This is a genomic window from Phormidesmis sp. 146-20, assembly GCF_052939475.1.
The window spans coordinates 41738-60321 of sequence record NZ_JBJPHT010000032.1 but is presented as its reverse complement, the minus strand read 5'-3'; the positions used below and the strand labels follow the sequence as shown (position 1 = coordinate 60321).

Genomic DNA, 18584 nt, shown 5'->3' with positions numbered 1-18584 from the left:
AACATATTTCTCTTAGAACTTTACTATGCCAGAAACAGAAAAGTAGAATCCTTGGTCTTGTAGGGAACTCCCATCAAAGTTTGTTTTAATGAGTGGAATACCCCAATCAACACGGGCACTGAATTTGTCACCATCCTGTACCAAAAGCCCAAATCCAGTAGACCATAGGGTATTGGTAACAGGAATATCAAAGTTACCAGAATGATTCCAACCCGTTCCAAAGTCCATAAATGGAATCAGCTTGATCCGCCAATCTTGAACCTTTGCAACAGTAAACTGCAACTCTGCGGAACTGAAGAGACCATTGTCAGTGAGAAGAAGATTTTTACGATAACCTCGAATTGTATCTTGCCCACCCAAACTCAGTTGTTCAAGCGCTGGTAGGCTGGTTCCTGCTAACTGCATATCTGCCTTGAGAACCAGTACGATATCTGAAGACAATAGCCGCGCCCATTGAGTCTGTCCACGCAGTAGAATGAAAAGTTCAAAAAAGGAGTCATCACGTGGTAGAGAACTGAAGTTTCCACCCACGCTAAGTTCTCCTCGCAAAGCAAACGCTCCTGAACGGGTTCTTCGCGTTAATCCCACATAAGGACGTAATGCAACTATATTGTTTATACCTTGTTGGTTTGCACCAGACGAGATAGGAAAGGGAATACCCAAAATAGAAGAATCACTATTCCGGTAGGAAAAAAGAACTCCCCTCTGATTCTCTTTACCAGCAGCTAACTGGCTTCTTGTCCATCCCAAGATTCCCGGTATATCTATATCAAGGTAAAGTGCTCCAGATTGAATATCTAACTCATTAAAAGGACGTGTGATAATTCTACTCGTCTTAAGTCCAGCCCTAAGATTTAGCGACCTACTATTGCATTGCTCATCTGCATTTTCTGGTAGGAAGAGGCTGGCATCAAGAGCTGCAAGTCCTTCCGATCTAGTGAAGCTGAAGCTTGTAACCTGATCAAAACTTCTCCAAGGAATACGACTAGACAGGCTTATTTGAAGCTGTTGACTCAGACTACCTACACTAGGGGATTGATTGTTATCCACAGCAAGATTAAGAGCAACGTTGGATTTAGGTTGTGCATCTCGACTTCTCACTTTAACCACTAACTTGTTACGACCTACCTCTTTGCTAGGTAACAACTCTACATTGAAATCAACACGGGGATTAGATTCTTGAATCAATCGTAAGATGTCTAGTAGTCGGTTCTGATTCAGAGTTTCAGTAATAACTAATTGTTTTGCTAAACATCCAGCAAAATTTGCTTCATCTGTACTCAATCTAGTTATTTTTGGAGAACTTTCTCCAAGCTTTTCTATAGCTACCCCTTGAGCATCTGCAAGTTTAACTTCGGGCTTCTTTTGCAAGCCATTCACCACGGCAAATAATCGATTCTCCTGCTGCTCTATGAGCAAAATTTGCTCCAATTTGCCCTCAACAATTGCAATCTCAATCATCCCTTCGCTTTCTTTAAAGTTCTGTTCTGGAATATAAGCGCCAGAGGTAATATATCCATTGTTGACGTAATGTTGAGTGATAGCAGATCGAGCTTGCAGCAGTTGGGCAAACGTAAGTTCTACAGGACTCCTCCCAGAAAAATTAATGCCAAGTGCTCTTTTAATTACTCCTTCTAACTCTTCGTGACTAAATACAAATTTCCCCTCCTTACAGATTTTCCGTGAAGTTTCAGGGTTAAGTTTACAGGGTTCCTCAACAAACAGAAATTTTCTAATAGCGATCTTGTCAGAAACATCATCTGAGGCTACTTTCCCCTGAGTTGTGTTCAGGGACTGAGAGATTGTTGGTTGTTGGTTTACCACACCTGTATCAGGGGTTGGTGAAGCAGGAGTTGGGGAATCCACCGAAGTATCTAATGTCCTCAGCAAAACAGAATTTGACGATACAGTTGGAAGTTCAGCAATGTCTCTGGTAGCCTGAAAAGAATTTTCAAGGTTAACCTCTACCGATATTGCAGGTAGATTTAAACCCATCAAAGTAAATATTACAAACAGGTTTACCCCTATCCCAATTTGATGAATGTTTAGGGGAGAATTAGGGATCATTGCAAGTAGGCCTCAACCATGAAACATTGGAGGGGTTCTGTGCCTCCAATTTGATAACACCAGAATTATTCGACTCTCTCCTCCACCCTTGAGCTTCAACAATTGGAGATAACTGAATCTCGCCGCCCAAAACCTCAACTGGATCAGGCAGTAGAGATTGACGACCTTTGACAACATAAGTACTGGCGTTTTGATCCCCGACCGCTCGGCAACCTAATGCAATTAAATCTGAAATATTCGCAACCTCCTGCGGTAGTTCAGTCAGTTGGCGACCAAAATCAAAGAATGGTGCATCTACCCTCACGGTTCCAGACAAACCTAATTTAGAACTCGCCGTGATTTTACTTCTTGATGATGGATCGATGGGTGCAAAGCCAAGAATGCCATCCGTCGCTTGAATCTGGATGTTTCCTCCTTTACCGGCGAACGCATTTGCTGTGATCCGATTATTCTCACGGCGATTAGCAAGGATAAATCTACTACCGCTAATGGTAATACCGCTAATGGTAATATTTCCACCATCTCCACCCGCTGAAGCCGTACCTGCTTCAGCAGATATGGTGCTGCCACCAACTATTGTTAATTGATCTTGGAAACGTAAAGTGATACTTCCACCATCACCTGAAGCACTTGTTGCTCTCAAACTGCCGCTGCTTGGAAATACAAACTTTTTATCCCCTTCTTGAAAGAAATCTTCAGGCTTTACTGTTCGGTTTCCTAGAAAGATATTCGTGGCTAAAATCTCTAGATTGCCGCCTCTGCCTGCTCCCAAATTACTTACACTCACTCCAGCACCATTCCGGAGTTCAAGGGTATCAGTCTGAATCGTAATATTTCCCCCTTCTCCCTGACCACCTTCAAGCACCTGAGAAAACAAGTTACCATACCCTAGTTTTACAGAGTCACGAGCAATTATTGTTTGATTTCCCCCTTTCCCCTGACCAGCAGTAGACGTAGATATCCGAGCATCGTCTTGAACACGAAGTTGTCCAGTTTTAATGCTTACGTTTCCTGCATTTCCCTGTGATCCACCTTCAGCACGAGCAAACAACCCGGTTGTTGTGGATTGGGTTGTTGTAGATTGAGACGGCGTGGGTATTGTCGTAGTGGTTGTTGTAGTGGTTATTGTTCCTGTAGAAGTGATTGTAGTGATCGTAGTAGTGATCGTAGTTCCTGTTATGGTTGTTGTGCTTCTAGTCGTTGGATTCTCACTTTGAGGTTTCTTTCCAACTAAATCCACTACTTCTGAGGCTCGAATATTGATACTACCTGCGTTGCCAGAACCAGACGTAGTTGCTGATATAAATGCTCCATCTCGAAGAGTTAAACGGCTTGTCTCGATATGAATATCTCCACCATTACCTATTGCGCCTTCTCCAACATTAGCAAATAAAGCCGTTTTGTCACCCGCTAATTCCACAGATTCGGAAGCACGAATCCTCAGTACACCTGCATTCCCAGCACCAAAAGTTGTAGATGACACTTGTGCTCCATCTCTCAGGGTAAGGCGCTTTGTTTCAATGATGATATCGCCTCCTTTTCCCAAGGCAGTCGCAGCAGCCTGCCCGAACAAGTTAGTACTAGCACCCGCTAATTCAACCGATTCAGCCGCTCGGATCGTCAGTGCACCTGCATTCCCAGCACCAAAAGTTGTGACTGATACATCTGAATCTTCCTGAGCCGTAAACCGTTCAGCCTGGATAGTTATAGCCCCAAGAGGTTCATTGGCTTCAATCCGCGCCTGTTTGGCTAATTGAATATTTTGGAAATTTTGAACACTGCCATAGTCAAACGTCAAACCATTACTAACTGTCGTTATACCAACCCGACTTCCGCCAGCGACACTGCCCAATTCAACTCGTCCCCCATTTGCTGCTAGCAGCCCACCTTCCAAGCTCAAATCTCCTCCAATCAAAGCTAAGGTCTGATTAGGTTGTACACTAAGGCTGGCACCTTGTGAGCGAATTTCGCCAGCTGTTTGCCCAAATTGCAGCCCTAAAGGAGTGCTGATGGTTAATGTAGGACTAGAATCCGTGGTGCTAAATTGAGTACCATCTGCAAAAGTAGCACCACTGGCTGTACTACCGACAAATGAGCCATTCACATCCAGTCGAGCATTGGATCCAAAGAATATTCCATTGGGATTGATTAGAAACAAGTTAGCATTGCCCAAGACACCCAACGTCCCCAGAATGTCAGAACGGCTTACTCCTGTTACCCGACTAATGATGTTCTGGATGCCACTTGGATTCGAGAAATAAACGCCACGCCCATCTCCAATGTTAAACTCTCGAAAGCTATGAAACAAATTGGCACCTCGGATAGCTCCGCCATCAATTTGGTTACTTAGAATGCCACGAACTACCGCGTCGGGACTGATATTGGTTCCCAATGTGTTATCGCCACTGAGTTGAGCCAGCACAGGATTTGCTAAAACAATAGCTGTCCAGCTTCCTGCTGAAGCGATCGCCATGCCAAAATGCCAAGACTTACGAATCCAGTTATGGTAAGCCATATGAGTTATGCCATCTTTACGTAGCACACTTAAAGAACATCATCCAGCACTTGCACCCGTAGGCAGAATTATACACAAATTTTTCATTTTAGGGACTTCCAGACAAAAAGTCATGCCATCTCCAGCTCTGGATGGTACAAGATATCGACAAACCATTTGCCTAAATTGAGTTCTTTGCCTTCGACGACCAGACTCGTCAAGCGTTGAATTTGAGTTTCCACCTCAGCCATCGCTTGTTTGGTCAGTTTCACCCCGGTTGGGTAGGTTTGGGTGACCCGGTGAACCACGGGAGGTTGACCGTTCCAGGTCATGGTTTGGGTGAACTTCACAACCGTTGCAATGTCATCCAGAATACTGCCATTCCAGTGGTTTTCGAGAACGCCCCAAGTCCGTTCAATCGGATTGTATTTACTGTGATAAGGCGGATAATACGCTAAACGGATGGCTCTCCTAGACTTGAGGTTATGAGTTTCTCTAATCAGAGAAGCAAGCGAGTAAACGTGTTCGGAAGTTCTCGAAATTAGAGAAGCCATATCCTTGACGCTTAATCAACTTAATTCGATTGTTAATTCGTTCCATCACACCGCTCGTTGTCCGACTCAGGAAATAGTTACAGACTCCATCGAGATGATTGCGAATGGTCGAAGCAGCATCGATAAACAACAGTTGAGCGGTTCTCAGCCAGGTTTCAAACCGATTGCGTCCACTTTTAACTGTTTGAGTCGTTTCATAAATCTGACGAAACTCCTCCTTCAATTGATAGGCAATGCTCAAGCAAGGTGAGCGCTCTAAAACCCCTGCAAGTTTGAGAAGTTGTTCAACCGTCAGGTCTGACCCATTGTGCAATAATAAAAACTTGCTGACTCGATCTGTTATCCCCAATTTTCGTCGCAGTTTGTTCAAGTCTTGATTGACCACTTTCATCACATGGAAACGGTCAATGACCAACACCGCATTAGGGAAAACGGACTGAACCACTTTCGGAAATCCACCCCACAGATCCACACTGACTTCTGCCACGGCTTGACGCACCGCAAGGGGTTGCTCCATCAGCACTTCGATGATGTCTCCCTGCTGGTGGGAATCGACCACTTCAATCAAGGTTCCTTGCTCAACATCACTGACGACGGTGACAAAGATGCCCTTTACGCAGACTCACATCATCAATACACAGCCGTCTGCTCGGCTCCCAGTTGTTTTTTTCTCTGCTGATATACGTGGTCAAACATACTCTTAATCTCGTCGTAGCTCAACCCTTCTTCTCGTCCAATTTGTTCCATACTTGATTGCTGAACACGCTCATAAATATTCGCCTCATAGCGTCGAGTATGGCGGCGTTTCCAATCGAAAAACTCTAAGCGCTCTGTACTCTATTGTTGGCACGCCAAGCAGTAGAATTGCCGCCTGGGAACCTGTAAGTAAATGTCTTCCGAGGATATCGTCAATTTGATTGAAAAGCATATGAGCCTCAAAGGAACAAGTCGCTTTTCTGTTCTCGTTGTGGCTGCTGCGTATCAAGCTGCTGAAGAGTTGGTTGGAGAAAAAGTTCTTGCGTTGCAGGCTCATAATGCCGCTGACCTACAAACAGGAGCGTTGGGAGATCTTGAGATCACTCTTCTAGAAGATAATGCAGTGACAACCAGCTATGAGATGAAAAGTAAACGGGTCACCCGCGAGGATTTAGATAGAGCGTTGTCCAAATTGACTGTAAGTGAGAGACGGATCAATAACTACATCTTTATTACAACTGAGGCGATAAATGAAGAAGTGCAACATTATGCACGGTCTTTATATCATGAGACTGGAGGCGTTGAGTTTGTAGTTTTGGACTGTATTAGTTTTATCCGGCATTTTCTACACCTATTCCATAGATTAAGAAGTAGCTTTCTCGAATCCTATCAGAGCCTTGTCTTGGCAGAACCTCAAAGTGCTGTGAGCCAGCCAGTCAAAGAAGCTTTTTTAGCGATGAGGCAGCCAGCAGAGACGGGAATAGAAGAGGAAGAGCCTGGGATTTAATCAGCGATCGACCTCTGCTACATTGGTGGGGCGCTCCCTCAAAAAGGGTCTTCAGGAATTAAAAGTTATCTACGGAACCCCAACCTGAAGTTAGCACTAAACTTCCCTAGATCGCCGGACGATCGCTTGGCAGGACGATCGTAAACTTTGCTCCCTCACCCCAAACGCTAGAACATTGAATCTGTCCATGATGCTTAACGACGATCGCTTGATAGCAAATTGACAGCCCCATACCACAGTGTTGACGATCAGGTTTGGTTGTGAAAAATGGCTCAAAAATGCGCGGCTGAATCTCTAGCGGAATTCCACAGCCGTTGTCTGAAATGTGAATAGTAATCGCATCACCCGTCTGCTCAGTGCAAATTGTAATTCTACAAAGAGTCTCAGGCCTACAGTTTGGTAAATCGAAGGCATCGATCGCATTGTTTAATAAGTGCATCAGCACCTGATGGAGTTGACCGGGATAACACTTCACCTCTGGAAGCCAATCGTAAGCTTGAATTACCTCAATCTGAGGATGCTGAGGGGTCTGTCTAAGGCGATGCGAAAGGAGCAATAGTGAATTATCAATACATTGGTGAATATCAATTACTTTCTCCTCGACTTCATCTAAATCTGAGAAGTGCCATAAAGCAGAAGCAACCTGACGAATTTGTCGAGATCCTTCTCTCAGCTTGGTGGTCAGCTTAGGAAATTGCACTAGATAATCAATATCCACTTTGGCAGGGGCAGATACCTTGACCATCCAATCAGGATACGTCTGCTGGTATTGCATCAGTAATTGAACGATCGCTTGAACTTGCTGATCCACCCATTGAAGATGACTATCGATAAAGTTAATCGGGGTCTGAATTTCTTCAGTAATCCCTGCAATTAATCGTAGGCTTGATAGTTGCTCTTGTTGAAATAGAGTAGTCTGGGTTTGTTGGAGGGTGATGAGGGTTTGTTGGAGATGTTGAGTTTGTTGTCGGAGCAGTCGTTCTGAAGACTTTAAGGCGGACTCAGCTTGCTTACGATCGTCAATGTCGGTTGCAATCCCACACACTGCGTAGATCTGTCCGTCAGTATTGAATAGTGGAAACTTTATTACTAAAGAAGTGCGAAGTTTTCCATGATAGGAAGCCACTTCTTCGACTTGAATCGGACAACGGGACTCTAACACTCGCTGGTCGGCTTGTCGAAAGGCTTGCGCGATCGCAGCAGGAAACAGATCATAATCCGTCTTACCTGAATAGGCATTGAGATCCAGGTCAAACTCTGATGCAAATTTGCGATTGATCAGTAAATAACTCCCATCGGTGTGCAGATACTCTTTTGCAAAAATTAAGGCATTTGTATTGTCAATCAGATGATGTAACAACTGTTGATTTTGGTCGAGCGCAAGTTCAGTTTCCTTGTAGGCTGTGATGTCTTTGACAGTGCCTTCATAAAACAGCAAGTTGTCGTATTTGTCTCTAATCGCCCGCACATTTTCAGAAATCCAGATCACCGTGCCATCTTTACGCCGCACCTGAGATTCAAAGTTTGAGACGGTGCCCATCTTCTCGATTTGAGCGATGAATTCTGCACGACGATCGGACTGTACATAAAGTTGTTCTTCAATGTTGACGATCGCAGCAATCAGATCGTCTGGCGACTCATAGTGATAAAACTTAGCTAACGCCGGGTTTACCCTCAAAAAGCGACCATCTGGCGTAGACTGAAACTTGCCATCCATTGAATGCTCAAAAAAGCTGCGGTAGCACTCTTCAGCCTGTCGTCGTTCTTTAATTTCTTGCTCTAGACGTAGGCTTTGCTCAGTCAGACATTTGTGACGATCGCGCACCTGCAACTGATACTTAATTCGCGCCAACACTTCATCAGGACAAAAGGGCTTGGTAATATAGTCGGCTCCTCCCAATTCAAACGCCCGAACTTTTTCTGAAGTGACATCAGCGCTACTCAAAAACATTACCGGAATATCTTGAGTTTTGGGACAAGCCTTCAACCGTTTGCAGACTTCATAGCCATCGATACCGGGCATCATGACATCCAGCAAAATCAAGTCAGGCACCACTTCACTGAGCAGTTTGAGCGCCATTTGCCCATTGGTTGCACTACAAACTTGATAGCCCTGTCGCTTGAGCATAATCGATACAATGCGCGTATCTACAGGAGCATCATCAATCACCAAAACGGTACCAAGATAGGTGGAGCGATCGAGCTTGTAGCCCAACAGCCAAAAGATTTTTTCTTCGATAGTTTGAGCGTCTCCCAAATAAATTGCACCTTGAGCGGTCAGGGCTTTGTGAGAGAGCGTGAGTTGTTCGAGTTGGTGAATGATGGAGTTAATTTCTTGCGTGTCCAAATAGAGGCTGACAATGACTCGATCGAGATCACAGAAGTCATCTGCCCGCAGTGCGGCCCCCGTTGCGACAACAGATTTCAATTGAGCCAAGTTCTGATACAGCAGTTTGCGAATGTAGTAAGCGATCGAGGGTGAAAGCTGCAAGCGTTGGCTGTTGGATGATGCAGAAGTGTCGAAGGGTGAAAAATCTGAAATCAGCATAAGGGGCACGCAATATCAATAAATGCTTGCCGTAAGAATGCCCGCTCCAGCAAAGCTAACAACGATGTAGTTTAAAAGCCTTCAGAGATTATTAAAGCTTTGAACAGACCCTCATTTGAGAGGGGTGGATGAGAGGGGTGAATGAGAGGGGTAAATCAGTTAAACCGCTCACTTTGTGCCCTTCGAGAAATCAGTAAGGGGTGCAAATTCAAGAACGTCTCAGCAAACTTTAAACCGAAAAGCTTTGCCAATCGTTTAGCCTGCACGTTGAGAAGTTTTCTTGCGCTGCTAATGTTGATTGCTACTTCCCGGCTGTCTTGCAAAGTCTAAGGCTGAAGTTTGCTTTACCGCTTGATGGTGGCTGGGTCAAAATTCGCTAAGATAGAGCTAAAGCGGAATCAGTTCGACCTCTCTGTTTCGATCTCCCCCTAGCGTTGAGTATTTAAGTTCATGACTTCTGTAGTTTTAGTCGAGAAAAAAAAGTTAGCGAAGCCGCCTTTAGACATTCATCACCTGGGCGATCGCGTACTCCGACAACCTGCCAAACGGATCGCAAAAGTCGATGCAGAAACTCGGCAGATGATCCGAGAAATGCTGCAAACCATGTACAGCGAAGATGGGATAGGTCTAGCGGCTCCTCAAGTCGCCATTAACAAGCAGTTGATCGTCGTAGACATTGAGCCAGACAACGCTGCAAGACCGCCGCTAATTTTGATTAATCCTGTGATCAAGAAGTCAGGACAAGCGATCGAAGTTGAGCAAGAAGGCTGTCTGAGTATTCCGGGTGTCTATTTAGATGTCAAACGTCCGGGTACGATCGAAGTCACGTTCAAAGATGAGCAGGGCCGCCCTCAGACGCTTTCAACCGACGGACTGCTGGCGCGTGCGATTCAACACGAAATTGATCACCTCAACGGTGTCCTGTTTGTCGATCGCGTCGAAAATAAGCTTGCCCTCCATCAAGAACTCGCCAAGAAAGGGTTTTCGGCTCAGGCGGTCAAACCAGTATCCTGACATTTTGAGTTTTGAGTTTCAGAAGAGCGTCATCTGTTTGTAGAATATAGAGTCTTTGTCGATTGACTTAACTCCAACACGCTCTTTTTTGAAACTCAAAACTTCGTTTAGCAAAGGCTTTTACAACATGACTCCAAAAAGTGGTGTATTTCTGGGTGGCTCCTGTGTAGCGGCGATCGCGGCGGTGGGGTCAGTTTTTGAGCTATCGTCGGGCGACCCTCAGCTAGGCGGGCTTTTGACTGGAGTGATTTTAGCTGCTAGTGTACCGCTTGCTGCAATCTTCTTTTATGCGGCCGTTTTGGATGCAAGAGCGAATCAAAGATAAGGCGATCGCTCCTCAGTAACTTGTCTCAATGACTTGTCTGGATGAATTTTGAGTATTCCAGCTTTCCAAACGTCTGACTTGGTAACGCTAAAATGGTTAAACTTTCTGTGAGGGTTGGGGCCACAACTGAAAGGGTGTTAAATGTTGGTATAGAATGTTGCCTATACTGCTCCATAGCCTAACATCTTCTACCGGATGCCTCTGGCGTGTGCCAACTGTTGGAATCCGAGACAATGACGGGTGAAGACCTCCCAATTGCTTTCCTGCGCCAACTGCCGTATGGTAGTTCCGCAGAACAAAGACAACCGAGCTATCCACTTTCTACAGAGAACATCATTGCGATCGGGCGAGATCCTCGCTGTCAGATTGTCCTTGATCCGCTTCTCTATGGGTCGGTCTCTCGCCGTCATGTCGAAATTCGCCCCACGACCCGAACGACTGCCAGTGGATTACCGACCTGGTGGGTTTGTGACCTCAACAGCTCTAATGGCACCTTCTTAAACGGGCGACGATTGCGGGGGTGCAAGGTATTAAAGACGGGCGATCGCGTAGGTCTAGGGCAAAATGGCCCTGAGTTTATTTTTGCGTATCAATCGGGCACCGGGTCTGCAAGTCCAGTCAGTCATTCTCCCCAAGCGATCCCCAACCTGTTGCCGATTCCCAGCAGCGTAACGTTTACTCAGCTATTTCCCATTCTTTCAACGGGGCGAGACCTGACCCAGAAAGCTTATTTAGCACCTGCGATCATCACGGTTGCCTTTGTGGTGTCGATGTTTGTGGCGGTGGGCAATGCGATCGTGTTTAACCTTCTCTTGGCGGGCTATCTGGCGCTGGCAGCGTTCTACAGTGTCTACCAGCTTTGTGGTAAGCAGAAGCCGTGGTGGGTGTTTTTGGGAGCGGCGATCGCGATGGTTTTGCTGCTAAGAAGTCCGGTTTTGCCGCTGTTTATTATTATTTTTCGTCAAGTTTTACCAGGGCAAGTGCCTGAGCCGGGTGAGCCGCTCAACCTTCTGGTGCTGCTAATCCGCATGTTTTTTGGGGCAGGTCTGATGGAGGAACTGCTCAAAGTGCTTCCGCTGATTGGCTTTTATCTGTTGGGTCGATCGCTGCCTTCACCCTGGAGAGAGCGGATTGGCATCTGGGAGCCGTTGGATGGCATTCTCTTGGGGGCGGCCTCGGCGATCGGCTTCACTCTACTCGAAACCCTGGGGCAGTATGTGCCTGACATTATTCAAAATACGACTTTGCAGCTTGGAGATGACCCGCGACAGCTAGGATTACAGCTTTTGATTCCTCGGCTGTTGGGGTCGATTTCGGGGCACATTGCCTATAGTGGCTATCTGGGATATTTCATTGGGTTGAGTGTGTTAAATCCTAAACAAAGCTGGCTGATTTTAGCGATCGGCTATCTTACGGCTGCGGCACTTCATGCTTTATGGAATGCAACGGGGTCACTCAGTCCCCTAGTTCTGGCGCTGGTAGGGATTTTGTCTTATGCCTTTTTGGGAGCCGCTATCCTCAAAGCACGCACGTTATCACCAACGCGATCGCAGAACTTTGCTACACGGCTCAGACGGTAAGCTTAGAGCCAATTTTTTAACTGAAGTCAATATAGTTTGATCAACTTTTCCCATTGCTTGCAACGTTGGAAACGCTCCTCAATCCCTACAAGTGAAAAATTTTGAGCGGAAAATCTGGTCTGAAAGTTCCCTAAAACTGGCAGCTTGGGGGCAGAAGATTTGACGAACGAAGCGAAAAACTCCATCGAATTCGCGTAAGATTACACCCTTCGATGGGTCAGATTAGCCCAAAACTTTAGCTTAGTTTTAATTACTTTATCTCTTGATACATTGAGCTATCCTCTATCTGCTTCTTTTAACTTTCTTAAATGGTAGCTATTCAAATAATTTGTAGAAAAACTGTTGTAAAAGTACTTGCTGTAAAGGTTTCAGGTTTTAGAATTTATTGGTTAAGAGAAGCGCGATCGACCAACCGTAAACTTTGATTTCATCCCCTTGATCCATTGGAGAAACAAGGTATCTTGTTAATTGAAGCCACAAAGCTTCACCTGGCAGATAAACAGCTACGGTTCAATTAGTAAGAGGTAAAAAACGCTGTTTCACTTAACATCTGTCTCGCTTAGTCTACAACAGCACCTTAACAGAAACCCGATACTTTCTCATCTTGTTTAATTGAGAGCAAGGCAACTAATTGATTGACTGGGTGTTTCGATTAGTTCTACTCTATTTACAATTAACCTAACAGAGAAAATCACTCAGGAAGTATGACTTAGGTGCTGTTGTGGTTTTAAATTATTGACGTTCTAATCTATAAAAACTGGCAAAATTTTTGGGACAGTCAGAGGGCAAACCCTTCACTGTCTTCTTTAGTTTTTGGGCGATCGCTAAATTTACTTCACTCGCCACAAATCTCTGAAAAATAGTTGTTTTGTACTAAAAACCCTACTATAATCGTCTACTAACAGACAGCATTGAGGCTTTTCTAAGAAGTTCTCGGCTCTCTACTTTCCTATTTGTGTGGCGGAAAAGAGCATCCCTGATCCAACTCAGCGAGTAATATTGTTGAAATCCAGATTGAAGTCAAATCCAGTTTGGAAAACTTAACAGTGTTGTCCTGTGGACGGTTAAGACGAGTGACCTTATGGACGCGCCGGGGTCTGGTCGGTCAATTTGTGCTTACGATATCTCTCATCAACGTTTCCAGGCTTGGCAAAGGTCGATTATTCTCGCTCATCAAAACCTTCTTTTTGAATCACTATGTCGATTATTGCCCTAAAAGCCTGGTATCTCCAGGAATATGAGCCAATCCGAGAACTAGAAAAACGTCCTCATGACCTGAGATTGAGCAAAAATAGTCTGCTAAAGTCAGGGCTGCGGGCTGATTTTTTAGAGGACAGCGAAGAAGTAAAAAACTCCCTGTGGTTTCAGCGCTATCTAGAAGGGGAAACGGTCGAGTTTTACATCGAAGGCAGCGGCGGGTATGCGATTTCCAATATTGACCTTCGTAGCCACGAAATTTACTTTTCAAAGCAGGAAGTCATGGCCCATCTAGAGCCGACCATCTTTTTGTGTTACCAGACCGAGTTTTCCGAATCAAGCGAACTGCTCCGCGAAGAATTAAATCGAATTATCGATAGCATTAATCCTCGATCGCGCCTCCCCCTCACTCTTCAAGAATCGCACCGTTTGACTGATGGCCCCGTCCGTTTGACCAGTTCTCTAATGCGATCGATTCGGCAGTGCCTGTTATTTGTTGCAGACGGCACCTCGATCGCCCAGATTCAAGACACGCCACCGTTGTTGATCCCCAGTCCCAAAGTTTGTGTCGAAGTGGGATATGCCTTGCAGAGTAAGCGATCGGAGCAGCTTTTGTTGACTCAGATGGAGCGATCGGACGTACCGGGACAGTTTCCCTTTGACTTGCCAAGCCAAAATCGTCTGGTGTTCAAAGACAAAACTCAGTTACGCAAGCTACTTCCAAAAGCGATCGAAACCCAACTCCAGCGATTCAACCTACTGTCTTAGATAAACCCAAACCTCCTCCTTTCGCGAAGCGGATTACCCCCAAAGGGGGAACAGATCATCGAAGACGACCCCTCATCTCTTGTGATTTCTGAACACTTCCAGCCCATAATAGTGTCGTTATGTTTCAGATGAAATGATATGCCTAGAACACCGAGCGAGTTTGCAGTTCATCTATTGCTCGAAGGCGGACATCGCGAAGAAGTGCGGTTTGCCACCATTCAGGATTTTCAGAAGTGGTATAGCGGCGAACTTGTGCCCAAAGCGGCTTCCAACGATTTCATCAGCGTCCCCATCAAGAATATTCAGGGCGAATATATGGTGGTGCGTCCCGCTAAGGTGTTGGGAATTCGCGTTGAGCCACTGTACTCTGGGAGCGTCGATCGCTACTAGATGGAGGGATGAGAGAGAACTTCGATGATCTGTTCCCCCTTTGGGGGTAATCCGCTTCGCGAGGAGGGATGGAGGATGGAAGGAACCTTGGAGTTTTGGAAACGTCCTGACATTCCTGGCTAAATTGGGTTGGTGAGTATGAGAAATTTGCGAATCGCTGGGATCGATCGACTCCTGGCGTTGTTTTGTTTGGGTGTCTCTGTAACGCTGATCAGTCCGGCTGTCTCGGTTCCCTCGGTTTCGCCCACTCCAAAGGTTCCTGTTCTTCAAAAGCCTGTTGTTCCGCTGCGACCTTCTAAACCTTCAGAGGGATTGGGACTTGATGATCAGCTTTGGGGAATGGGAAGATCTGGAGACCGTAAAGCGTTGTTAACGGCGGTCGATCGTAGCCTTCGGTATCTACAAACGGCTCAGGCAGCAGAGGCTTATCGCAAATATCCGGTGAAAGGCGTGACACGCGATCGGGTAGTTCGCAGTCTGAGAAGATTTCGCCAACTGCTGCTGACAGCTCGTTCTGCCCAAGCGTTACAGGTGGCCGTTCAAAAAGAATTTGTGTTTTATGAATCGGCGGGCAAAGATGGACAGGGAACCGTTGCGTTTACGGGCTATTTTGAGCCTGTTCACACGGCGAGTCGAGTCCCTACCGCAGACTTTCGCTATCCTTTATACCGCTTGCCCTCTAATCTAAAAACGCCTCATCCCACTCGCTTAGAACTGGAAGGCGAAGACGGACTTCAGGGGACAAAGGGGATTTTGCGCGGTTTGGAACTGGTGTGGCTGCGCGATCGCCTCGAAGCTTTTTTGATTCAAGTCCAGGGATCGGCGCGATTGGAGTTAACGGATGGCAGCGTGATGACGATCGGCGTTGCGGGACACACCAACCAAGCGTACACAGGCATCGGACGAGAACTTGTCAAAGACGGCAAGCTGCGCCTCGAAGACTTAAATCTACCCAACGTCGTGCAACACTTTGAGCGAAATCCTAGTGACCTCAACGTATATCTACCTCGCAACCGTCGGTTTGTCTTCTTTCGCGACACCAACGGCACACCCGCTACCGGAAGCTTAGGATTTCCTGTGACCGCCGACCGCTCGATCGCCACCGATAAATCTCTGATGCCTCCCGGAGCTTTGGCGCTGATTTCAACTCAGATTCCCAATCGTCAGCTAAAACAGCGTCCCGTCAATCGGTTCGTACTCGATCAAGACACAGGTGGGGCAATTCTCGGAGCCGGACGAGTCGATATCTATACAGGAACCGGGAAAGACGCAGGCGATCGAGCAGGTCTGATCAACGCCACTGGACAGCTATACTACCTACTCTTAAAGTAAGATCAAGGCTCTTACCGCTGTCTTTTCATCCCTCCTCGCAAAGCGGATTACTCCCAAAGGAGAACAGATCATCGAAGTTCTCCCTCATCCTTCTCAAGCCCAAGGGAAAGGCCCCCTTCATGACTGCCACACAACCCTCCGAACTCACAGTCACAGCCCTGCCTGACCACACGCAATTACCAGAGTCAGACGGAACTTTTGTGAAGAATTTTCAAGAACATCCTCAAAGCAACCTGCTGACCAATTCGATTCGTCCCATCTTGCAGACCCTTCACCCAGATGGGCAATACTGTATCGGGCAAGATTGCGGCATCTACTGGGGACTCACCGATCCTCCCCAAAAAGGAGCCGAAGCCCCGGACTGGTTTTATGTGCCCAACGTTCCCCCGATGCTGAATGGGGTGTTTCGACGCTCCTATGTGCTGTGGCAAGAATATGTTGCGCCGCTAATTGCGCTGGAATTTTCATCAGGAGACGGTAGCGAAGAACGCGACTCCACTCCCATCACAGGCAAATTTTGGGTCTACGAGCAAGCGATTCGGATTCCGTTTTATGGCATTTATGAAGTTCGCAAAGCCTCGATCGACCTCTATCACCTCGTCGAAGGTCGCTATCAGCCAGTTGTCGTCAACGATCGTGGGCATTTTCCAATCCCTCCAATGGGCATCGAGTTGGGCATCTGGCAAGGACAGATTGAAGGGATGGAACTTCCGTGGCTACGCTGGTGGGATGGTGACGGAAACTTGCTGTTAACAGGAGACGAACGGGCGGAACAAGAACGTCAACGGGCCGACCGACTTGCTGAACGTCTACGTCAGTTGGGCATTGACCCCAACGAAGTCTAACTGGGATGCCTTATGCCGATCGATGCCCCGTTAGACCTCACTCTGCAAATCGTCATTACGGTGATTGCTGGAATTGGCGCTCAAGTCATTGCTGAGTACGTCAAGATTCCGGGGATTGTCTTTTTGCTGATGTTTGGCATTTTTTTGGGGCCGAGTGGATTGGGCTTACTACACCCCGATCGCTTTGGAGATGGTTTAGAAGTCCTAGTGGCCCTGCTGGTGGCGGTGATTTTGTTTGAGGGCGGCTTCAATCTGCAACTGAGAGAATTGGGTCGTGTCTCCGGCAGTTTGCGAAATTTGGTGACGATCGGAACGCTGATCACGCTCGTCGGGGGCGGAATGGCTGCCCATTGGCTGAGTGAGTTTCCCTGGTCGATCGCCTTTCTCTACGGTTCCCTAATTGTCGTCACCGGGCCGGTTGTGATCAATTCTCTGCTGCGACAGGTGAAGGTCGATCGCCAGGTGGCAACTCTTCTAGAAGGGGAAGGCGTGCTCATCGATCCCGTCGGCGCAATTCTAGCCGTTGTGGTGCTGAATGTGTTGCTAAACGGCAATCCTGATGCGTTGACCGTCGCGAGTGATCTGGGCATTCGGTTGGGAATTGGGGGTGGCATTGGAACGATCGGCGGCTGGCTGTTGGGCTTCATCCTTAAACGCGCCACTTTTTTGTCAGAAGACTTAAAGAATCTGGTCGTGCTGGCAGGCTTGTGGGGCTTGTTTGGGGTGGCGCAATTGTTGCGGAGTGAAGCGGGTTTGATGGCGACGGTGATTGCAGGAATTGTCCTGAGAGCGTTTGCCCTGCCAGAAGAACGGTTGCTCAAGCGATTTAAGGGACAGTTAACCATTTTAGCGGTCTCGGTACTGTTTATTTTGCTGTCGGCGGATCTGTCGATCGCAGGTATTTTTGCTTTAGGCTGGGGTGGCTTATTTACCGTTCTCACGCTGATGTTTGTGATCCGGCCCCTCAGCGTTTGGATTTGTACCTGGAATAGCGATCTCAGTTGGCAACAAAAGTTATTTCTCAGTTGGATTGCACCGCGAGGAATTATTGCTGCTTCTGTTGCGTCTCTATTCGCAATTCTATTAACTCAGCGGGGAATTAATGGAGGCGATTCGATTAAAGCTTTGGTGTTTCTGACTATTATTCTAACCGTTGTAATTCAAGCCCTGACTGCTCAATGGGTTGCTAACCTGCTCAACATTAACTCTAAAAATGCGACAGGTGCTGTGATTGTCGGATGCAGTCCTTTAAGTTTGTTAATTGCTCGACTGTTTTTAGAACGAGGCGAATCTGTTGCGCTGATTGATACCGATCCCGAATCGAAATTGCCAGAACTGCACCCCAATCTCAAACTGTTTATTAGTAGTGCGTTGGATACTGATGTGCTGGAGGAAGCAGGATTGTCATCTGTGGGGACGTTTCTCGCCATGACCAACAATGGTGAAGTTAATTTAGTCGTGGCCCAGCGTGCCGCCGAAGAATTCAATCCGCCGAGAGTGCTGGCTGTGTTTCCTGAATCCTCGAATAGTAAAGTACAACAGGCGTTTGACGCTCAAATTTTGCTCAAAACTTGGAATCAGTATTTGATGGATGGAGCCGTCAAACTGGGCGAGACGATTTTGAAAGAAGACGGCTTTGAGCCACAACAAGCGTACTTACGATCGCTCATTCAAACTCAAACTCTGATGCCTTTATTAATGGAGCGCGATCGCTGCCTACAAATCGTACCCGTGGACAGCGAATGGGCAGCGGGTGATCGCCTCATCTACTTATTGCACGACCCCAAACCCAAATTGTTAAAACTCCTGTCAGGCTCAAGTCAACTTCGCTTGACGATCGAAACCCTGTCAGAAGTCGAGGAGATGCCAGAGAAAATTTCAGGAGCAATTTCAGAAACCATTTCGGTCAACGGTGATTTTTTGGATGCTTAAGAATTCTCAAGATCCTAAACGTAAGATACTGAACGTTAGCCCTGCTTCGGATGAT

13 protein-coding genes and 2 pseudogenes are annotated in these 18584 nt (G+C 46.7%); 9 read left to right on the top strand and 6 right to left on the bottom strand.

The features are described from left to right. Positions 1-12 precede the first annotated feature (12 nt). The 5 genes and pseudogenes from ACKFKH_RS21760 to ACKFKH_RS21740 all read right to left on the bottom strand — a co-directional run. The gene (locus ACKFKH_RS21760; protein ID WP_446860448.1) at positions 13-2067 is read right to left on the bottom strand and encodes a ShlB/FhaC/HecB family hemolysin secretion/activation protein; all 2055 of its coding nucleotides are present in this window, start codon (positions 2065-2067) and stop codon (positions 13-15) included. Next, complete coding sequence (locus ACKFKH_RS21755) at positions 2057-4582, bottom strand: two-partner secretion domain-containing protein (protein WP_446860447.1); 2526 nt, start codon at positions 4580-4582, stop codon at positions 2057-2059. Before ACKFKH_RS21755 ends, ACKFKH_RS21760 begins: the two co-directional genes overlap by 11 nt. Positions 4583-4692: 110 nt before the next feature. Beyond that, positions 4693-5025: pseudogene (locus tag ACKFKH_RS21750) on the bottom strand (ISAzo13-like element transposase-related protein); the annotation flags it as partial. Positions 5026-5056: 31 nt separating this feature from the next. Beyond that, entirely contained in the window at positions 5057-5674 is a 618-nt protein-coding gene (locus tag ACKFKH_RS21745) for an ISL3 family transposase (protein WP_446860446.1), read from the bottom strand. A 71-nt stretch (positions 5675-5745) separates the two neighbouring features. Next, positions 5746-5934: pseudogene (locus tag ACKFKH_RS21740) on the bottom strand (transposase family protein); the annotation flags it as partial. A 70-nt stretch (positions 5935-6004) separates the two neighbouring features. On the opposite strand from ACKFKH_RS21740, the gene ACKFKH_RS21735 reads away from it, so the two are divergent. Beyond that, positions 6005-6598 (top strand): hypothetical protein, encoded by a 594-nt coding sequence (locus ACKFKH_RS21735; RefSeq protein ID WP_446860445.1) that lies wholly within the window; start codon positions 6005-6007, stop codon positions 6596-6598. Between the two features lie 106 nt (positions 6599-6704). Here ACKFKH_RS21735 and ACKFKH_RS21730 read toward each other — a convergent pair whose 3' ends face one another. Then, positions 6705-9146 carry a response regulator gene (locus ACKFKH_RS21730; protein WP_446860444.1) on the bottom strand — a complete coding sequence of 814 codons (2442 nt, stop codon included), beginning with the start codon at positions 9144-9146 and terminating at the stop codon, positions 6705-6707. A 450-nt stretch (positions 9147-9596) separates the two neighbouring features. Between ACKFKH_RS21730 and def the strand changes: the two genes are divergently transcribed. The 8 genes from def (at position 9597) to ACKFKH_RS21690 (ending at position 18529) form a co-directional block, all read left to right on the top strand. Then, entirely contained in the window at positions 9597-10160 is a 564-nt protein-coding gene (gene def, locus ACKFKH_RS21725) for a peptide deformylase (protein WP_446860443.1), read from the top strand. A 127-nt stretch (positions 10161-10287) separates the two neighbouring features. After that, positions 10288-10485, top strand: coding sequence for a hypothetical protein (locus tag ACKFKH_RS21720; RefSeq protein ID WP_446860442.1), 198 nt, complete (start codon positions 10288-10290; stop codon positions 10483-10485). A gap of 233 nt (positions 10486-10718) precedes the next feature. Next, positions 10719-12065 carry a PrsW family glutamic-type intramembrane protease gene (locus ACKFKH_RS21715; RefSeq protein WP_446860441.1) on the top strand — a complete coding sequence of 449 codons (1347 nt, stop codon included), beginning with the start codon at positions 10719-10721 and terminating at the stop codon, positions 12063-12065. 1197 nt (positions 12066-13262) lie between these two features. Further along, positions 13263-14030: a hypothetical protein gene (locus ACKFKH_RS21710; RefSeq protein ID WP_446860440.1), complete on the top strand. Its 768-nt coding sequence runs from the start codon at positions 13263-13265 to the stop codon at positions 14028-14030. A 138-nt stretch (positions 14031-14168) separates the two neighbouring features. Further along, positions 14169-14420, top strand: a complete 252-nt coding sequence (locus ACKFKH_RS21705) for a hypothetical protein (protein ID WP_446860439.1) — start codon at positions 14169-14171, stop codon at positions 14418-14420. Between the two features lie 138 nt (positions 14421-14558). Continuing rightward, positions 14559-15752: a murein transglycosylase A gene (gene mltA, locus ACKFKH_RS21700; RefSeq protein ID WP_446860438.1), complete on the top strand. Its 1194-nt coding sequence runs from the start codon at positions 14559-14561 to the stop codon at positions 15750-15752. Between the two features lie 119 nt (positions 15753-15871). Beyond that, positions 15872-16597, top strand: coding sequence for a Uma2 family endonuclease (locus ACKFKH_RS21695; RefSeq protein ID WP_446860437.1), 726 nt, complete (start codon positions 15872-15874; stop codon positions 16595-16597). A gap of 12 nt (positions 16598-16609) precedes the next feature. Continuing rightward, on the top strand, positions 16610-18529 hold the full coding sequence (locus tag ACKFKH_RS21690) for a cation:proton antiporter (protein ID WP_446860436.1): 1920 nt from the start codon (positions 16610-16612) through the stop codon (positions 18527-18529). Positions 18530-18584 lie beyond the last annotated feature (55 nt).

Excerpts from the sequence above, each read along its gene's own strand:
- ACKFKH_RS21760 (WP_446860448.1), bottom strand. The coding sequence starts at position 2,067 with ATGATCCCTAATTCTCCCCTAAACATTCATCAAATTGGGATAGGGGTA.
- ACKFKH_RS21755 (WP_446860447.1), bottom strand. The coding sequence starts at position 4,582 with ATGGCTTACCATAACTGGATTCGTAAGTCTTGGCATTTTGGCATGGCG.
- ACKFKH_RS21735 (WP_446860445.1), top strand. The coding sequence starts at position 6,005 with ATGTCTTCCGAGGATATCGTCAATTTGATTGAAAAGCATATGAGCCTC.
- ACKFKH_RS21730 (WP_446860444.1), bottom strand. The coding sequence starts at position 9,146 with ATGCTGATTTCAGATTTTTCACCCTTCGACACTTCTGCATCATCCAAC.
- def (WP_446860443.1), top strand. The coding sequence starts at position 9,597 with ATGACTTCTGTAGTTTTAGTCGAGAAAAAAAAGTTAGCGAAGCCGCCT.
- ACKFKH_RS21720 (WP_446860442.1), top strand. The coding sequence starts at position 10,288 with ATGACTCCAAAAAGTGGTGTATTTCTGGGTGGCTCCTGTGTAGCGGCG.
- ACKFKH_RS21715 (WP_446860441.1), top strand. The coding sequence starts at position 10,719 with ATGACGGGTGAAGACCTCCCAATTGCTTTCCTGCGCCAACTGCCGTAT.
- ACKFKH_RS21710 (WP_446860440.1), top strand. The coding sequence starts at position 13,263 with ATGTCGATTATTGCCCTAAAAGCCTGGTATCTCCAGGAATATGAGCCA.
- ACKFKH_RS21705 (WP_446860439.1), top strand. The coding sequence starts at position 14,169 with ATGCCTAGAACACCGAGCGAGTTTGCAGTTCATCTATTGCTCGAAGGC.
- mltA (WP_446860438.1), top strand. The coding sequence starts at position 14,559 with ATGAGAAATTTGCGAATCGCTGGGATCGATCGACTCCTGGCGTTGTTT.
- ACKFKH_RS21695 (WP_446860437.1), top strand. The coding sequence starts at position 15,872 with ATGACTGCCACACAACCCTCCGAACTCACAGTCACAGCCCTGCCTGAC.
- ACKFKH_RS21690 (WP_446860436.1), top strand. The coding sequence starts at position 16,610 with ATGCCGATCGATGCCCCGTTAGACCTCACTCTGCAAATCGTCATTACG.